Here is a 6255-nt window from a genome sequence, read left to right as displayed (position 1 = left end):
AATTCATTTAAATTTAAATTTAATAAATTAATTATAATTAATTTATTAAATTTTATTTCTGTTTTATTGATGAAAGTTTTTAACTATTAAAATATTATTTTTATTCTTAGTTATAGATGTAATACACTGATCATAATAGATACTAAATTAAACTAAGACCAATACATAAATAATAAAATAAATATATTAGATTTATCTTATTATAAAACATTTAAATATCTATATAGTAATTTTTACTTAATACTATAATTTAACTATTGTGCTTTAACTTTTTATTAAAAAATAAATATTTTAATTTTAATTCAAGTATTAACAAATATCTGTATATTAATTATGATTAATCATAAAACGATAAAAATCATATCGAGGTTAAATATAATTATTATGAAAAATTTGCAATGTAGTATAGATTTACCACAGCTGCTATTTTCACTAATATTTATTTTAATAATGATAATTGCCTGTTTATGGGTAATTCAACCATTTATACTAAGTTTTACATGGGCAAGTATAGTAGTCATTGCTACTTGGCCTATTATAATGCGATTACAAAATATCTTATGGGGTAAACGGATTCTAGCTATAGTAACTATGACTATACTAATACTGTTATTATTTATTATTCCCGTTGCATTGTTAGTAAGTAGTTTAATTGATAATACTGGCCCTGCACTTGTTTGGCTAAATCAAGGTCATCTTGTATTTCCACAATTAAATTGGCTAAATGATATACCAATACTAGGAAAAAAATTATATTTTAGTTATAAAAAATTAATAAATGGCGGTGGAGCCCCAATAGTGCAACAATTACAGCCTTATATAGGTCGTACCACAGGATTTTTTGTTGCACAAGCTGGACATTTTGGTCGATTTATGGTTCATCTTATTCTTATGTTATTATTTAGTGTACTTCTTTATTGGCGAGGTGAGAATGTTGGATATATTATTCGTCATTTTGCGTTTCGCATAGGAGGACGATGCGCTGATGCAACAGTATTATTAGCTGGTCAAGCAATTCGTGCTATAGCACTTGGTGTTGTAGTTACTGCCTTAATTGAAGGAATACTTAGTGGTGTTGGGTTAGCTATCTCAGGTATACCATATGTCCCATTACTTACCATGTTAATAATTTTAACTTGCTTAATACAATTAGGACCATTAGTAGTATTAATACCGATAGTAATTTGGCTATATTGGACTGGTAGTACAACTTGGGGTACTGTGCTACTCATTTGGAGCTGTATAGTAGGCACATTAGATAACATATTACGTCCTATGCTAATTAAAATAGGAGCTGATTTACCAAGTATGTTAATTCTTTCTGGTGTCATTGGGGGATTAATTGCATTTGGTATGATTGGTTTATTTATCGGCCCAGTAGTATTAGCATTATCTTATCGTCTAATATCTGTATGGATACATGAAGTACCCATTCCTGAGAATAATATAGAAACAGTTATTAAAGAATTAATTAAACATCATGAATAGATATTTGAATTTTATATTTTAAGAATATATTTATTAGAATAAGTTAATGTATAAATACTAGGAGATACAATCCTTCCCGAGGAAGGATTGTATTAAGTACTACTTATTTATTGTCGTTAAATAAAGCAAAAATATCAAATATAAGAATATATAAAAAATAGATGTAATATATATCATCATCTATCATTCATGTCAAAATACAAATAGACACAGATACTAACTTCGTAATTAATAAAACATTAGCATATATCCTTAATATTATTGCATAGTAAAATTCACAATAATATATTTGTTACAACCTAGTTATTGATAACCTTGATTATATTCAATACATTCTTAAAACATTAATAAAATTAGTAATAATATAATACATAAATTAATAATACAAGAGCTGCATACTATTATAAACTATCAATGATCTTGTTGGTTAAGCGATATATGCTCTACACGACTTTTTAACTTTTGTCCTGGTCTAAATGTTACCACACGTCGAGCAGTAATTGGAATATCTTCTCCTGTTTTTGGATTACGACCTGGGCGTTGATTTTTATCTCTTAAATCAAAATTACCAAATCCAGAAAGTTTTACTTGTTCTCCATTTTCCAATGCACGACGTACTTCCTCAAAAAAAAGCTCTACTAACTCTTTAGCGTCACGTTTGCTTAATTTGAGTTTTTCAAATATATATTCTGACAGTTCAGCTTTTGTAAGCGCCATAGGTTCAATTCCTCAAGGTTGCCTGGAATCGCTCTTTCAATGCCACAATACAATTATTAACTATTGCGACAATTTCCTTTTCTTCAAGTGTCCGTTTGTTATCTTGTAATATCAAGCTAATTGCAAAACTTTTATTACCTTTACATATACTCTTACCGCGATATATATCAAATAATTTTATATCAACTAACTGATCTTTCGCAATTTTTTTGCATTCTAAAATAATATCAGCTGCAGCTACATTTTCATCAACAACTACAGCAATATCACGCCGATTCGATGGAAATCGTGAAACCTCACATGCTCTGGGTAAAATCCGGTTTGATATCTTATTCCAAAGTAATTCAAACATTATTGTATGTCTGTTAATATTTAATTCATGTGCTAGTCTTGGATGAATTGTGCCTATGAACCCAATACATTCGTCGTACAAATAAATAGCAGCACTCTGTCCTGGATGTAAAGCTGGATGTTGCTTTGCACGGAAGACAAAACTTTCTAATTGACCAGTTAAACTCAACAATGATTCTAAGTCACCTTTTAAATCATAGAAATCAACAGGTCTAAATGTTAAATCCCAATGTTCTTCATAGCAATTACCACTCATTATACCAGATATTACAAAATCTTGACTAATACCAAATTCTGCTTGCACATTAGGTGTAAAACGCAATCCAGTTTCAAATAAACGTATACAACCTTGTTGGCGTTTATAGTTATACACTACAGCATTTAATAAACCAGTCCATAACGATAAACGCATTACAGACATATTATTAGAAATTGGATTTGGTAGAATCAATGCTTTTGCGTTAAAATGCAATAATTTTTGTATTTTAGGATCAACAAAACTATAAGTAATAGCCTCTTGATATCCTTTATCTACCAATAAATTTTTTACCCTTTTTAATGATAAATTAGTTTCAAGATGTTGTGTCATTATCAAATTAGCTTTAATTGGAGTAGCAGGAATCTTATCGTATCCATAAATACGAATAATTTCTTCAATTAAATCTTCTTCAATTTTTAAATCGAAGCGCCAACTTGGTACTGTAACTTTCCATTGATCAATACCTACATTTATATCACACCCAAGGCCAACCAAAATAGTCATTATTATCTTGTCTGTAATATTGCAACCAATTAGGTTATTTAATTTTTCACGACGTAATGTAATTACAATACGTTGTGGTAAACTCTGTATATCTGTTTTATCTATTATTGGACCAGCTTTCCCTCCACAAATATTTAGTAATAAATTAGTGACGCGCTCCATTGCTTTATATTGCAGTTCACTATCTACACCACGTTCATAACGTTGTGATGAATTGGTATATAATCCATAACAACGTGAACAACCTATAATCGATAATGGATTAAAAAAAGCAGATTCTAATAGTATATTCTGCGTGGTATGGCTTATATATGAATCTTTTCCAACAAGAATACCTCCTATTGATAACACTTTATTACGATCGGCTACTATTAATGTATCACTATTAAGTGCGATTTCTGTATTATCAACTAACGTAATCTTCTCAGTTTCTTTTGCCATACGTACTGTAATACCGCCGTTAATTTGATCAAGATCAAAAACATGAATTGGCTGACCAAATTCTAACAAAACATAATTAATAATATTCAATATTGGATTAGTAGAAAGATCACCACATCGACGTAGCTTTTCACAAATCCATAATGGCGTTTTAGTGTTAACATTAATATGTTTTATTATACGACCTAAATAGCGTGGACAAGCATTAGTATCATTAACATGAATTGAAATAGTATCATGAATTGTAGCTTTTACTAATTCAACTAATGATGTTTTTAGTGATAAATTATTTAATACTGCCACATCACGTGCTATCCCAATAATACTCAGACAATCAGGACGATTATATGGAATACTAATTTCAATACTGTTATCGTCTAGATTTAAATAGTTTCGTATATTTGCTCCAATCGGAGCATCATCTGGTAACTCAATAATATTAGAAATATGATAGTTTAAAATGCCTAATTCAGAAAATGAGCAAAGCATACCTTCAGATATTTCATTATGTAATTTAATATTAAATTTTTTGAAAAATACCGTATCTAAAGGAGCTACTACAACTTTTAAACCTTTTTTACAATTTGGAGCACTACAATTAATTTTTAAAAGACGTTCATTGCCAATATTAATGATATTAGAGTATACTTTATCAATCTTTGAATGTGGTGAACATTGAATAATTTGACCAACCACAACACCATGAAACATGTCAGCAACTGGTTTAACATCAACAACCTCTAATCCAGCCATAGTGATTTGATTTAATAACTCATTTCTATCCAAAAATGCTGGATTAACCCATTCACGCAACCAGTATTCACTAAACTTCATGGAATGGTCCTGTTGTTTATTTATTTAAATTGTCTTAAGAAACGTAGATCATTTTCAAAAAGAACACGTAGATCATTTATACTATAACGCAACATTGTAAGACGCTCTATGCCTATTCCAAAGGCAAAACCAGAATATATCTCCGAATCTATTCCAACATTATGTAATACTGTTGGATGAACCATGCCACATCCAAGCACTTCTAACCATTGTTCATTTTGATCTAAAATATCAACTTCAGCGGAAGGTTCAGTAAAAGGAAAATAAGATGAACGAAAACGAATTTGCACATTTTTCTCAAAAAAAGTATTTAATAAATCATATAATATCCATTTAAGATTAGAAAAATTGATATATTTATCAATAAATAACCCCTCCATTTGATGAAACATAGGAGAGTGAGTTTGATCATAGTCATTTCTATATACACGACCTGATGCAATAATACGAATAGGTGGAGATTGATGTTTCATCGTACGAATTTGTACACTAGACATTTGTGTACGTAACAAACGATTAGTGTCAAACCAAAACGTGTCATGTTTAGTTCGTGCTGGATGATATTTTGGAATATTTAATGCATCAAAATTATGATAATTATCTTCAATTTCTGGACCACAAACTATATTAAACCCTAATTCGATAAAAAATGTTTCAATGCGATCAATAGTACGAGTAATTGGGTGCAGACAACCATTCTCGATACGACGCCCAGGTAATGAAATATCAATAGTTTCTTTAGATAATCTTGCATTTAGTTCAGTATTCTCTAATTCATATTTACGAGAATTAATATAATTTTGTATTTGTTGTTTAGCTGTATTAATTATTGCACCAATTTTAGGACGTTCTTCAGAAGGTAATTTATGTACCATTTTCATTTGTAATGTTAAATGTCCTTTTTTACCTAAAAATTTAATGCGTAAAGCTTCCAGTGAGTTGATATCTTTTGCCTCATCAATAGCAGCCTTAGCATCAGATACTAAGCCTACTAGTTGAGACATAGTTTCCTCTCCTCTTTTGTGCTAGTGAAACTAAATATTAGTTGCTATAAACAAAAATCTTTATAAAATTTAAATATAATTTTGGCTGTCTTGACATTTAAAATTATATGTATATAACACTTCCGATAAGTAAACTTTGAATTACAAAGATAGCGATAGGCAAAAACAAATATTTATTTAAGTTTAAATTTAATAAAATAACTATAATTTAAATGTACAATAGTTTATTTATTTATTTTTCTTTATTGAAAACTAATACATTTTAAATATAAACATAAATTTTATAAGGTTTTATACACAAATTGTTTTTGCTTTTTCAGCAAGAGCAGTAAATGCAATTTCATCAAATACAGCAATATCAGCTAATATTTTACGGTCAATGCTAATACAACTTTTTTTCAAGCCGTTAATAAACGTACTATACGATATACCATTTTGTCGTGCAGCTGCGTTAATACGTGCAATCCATAATTGTCGGAATTGACGTTTACGTACTCGACGGTCACGATAAGCATATTGACCAGCTTTTATAATAGCTTGAAAAGCTACGCGATATACACGAGAACGGGCACCATAATAACCTTTAGCACGTTTTAAAATTTTTTTATGATGTGCACGAGCAATAACACCTCGTTTGATGCGAACCATTATTAAGTA

General features: G+C 29.4%; 5 protein-coding genes. 1 reads left to right on the top strand and 4 read right to left on the bottom strand.

What is annotated here, in order from left to right:
• The first annotated feature begins 384 nt into the window (after positions 1 to 384).
• Positions 385 to 1488: an AI-2E family transporter YdiK gene (ydiK, locus tag FD727_RS01480; protein WP_159938392.1), complete on the top strand. Its 1104-nt coding sequence runs from the start codon at positions 385 to 387 to the stop codon at positions 1486 to 1488.
• A gap of 411 nt (positions 1489 to 1899) precedes the next feature.
• Here ydiK and ihfA read toward each other — a convergent pair whose 3' ends face one another.
• The 4 genes from ihfA to rplT all read right to left on the bottom strand — a co-directional run bounded on the left by ihfA (position 1900) and on the right by rplT (position 6246).
• Positions 1900 to 2205: an integration host factor subunit alpha gene (gene ihfA, locus FD727_RS01475; RefSeq protein WP_159938391.1), complete on the bottom strand. Its 306-nt coding sequence runs from the start codon at positions 2203 to 2205 to the stop codon at positions 1900 to 1902.
• Between the two features lie 4 nt (positions 2206 to 2209).
• Positions 2210 to 4594, bottom strand: coding sequence for a phenylalanine--tRNA ligase subunit beta (pheT, locus tag FD727_RS01470; RefSeq protein ID WP_159938390.1), 2385 nt, complete (start codon positions 4592 to 4594; stop codon positions 2210 to 2212).
• Positions 4595 to 4614: 20 nt separating this feature from the next.
• Complete coding sequence (gene pheS, locus FD727_RS01465) at positions 4615 to 5598, bottom strand: phenylalanine--tRNA ligase subunit alpha (RefSeq protein ID WP_159938389.1); 984 nt, start codon at positions 5596 to 5598, stop codon at positions 4615 to 4617.
• Positions 5599 to 5889: 291 nt separating this feature from the next.
• Complete coding sequence (rplT, locus tag FD727_RS01460) at positions 5890 to 6246, bottom strand: 50S ribosomal protein L20 (RefSeq protein WP_159938388.1); 357 nt, start codon at positions 6244 to 6246, stop codon at positions 5890 to 5892.
• Positions 6247 to 6255: the final 9 nt, after the last annotated feature.

It is taken from the genome of Pantoea sp. Mhis (assembly GCF_009830015.1).
Note: the sequence above shows the minus strand (reverse complement) of the source record. Positions and strands in the feature narration are given on the sequence as shown.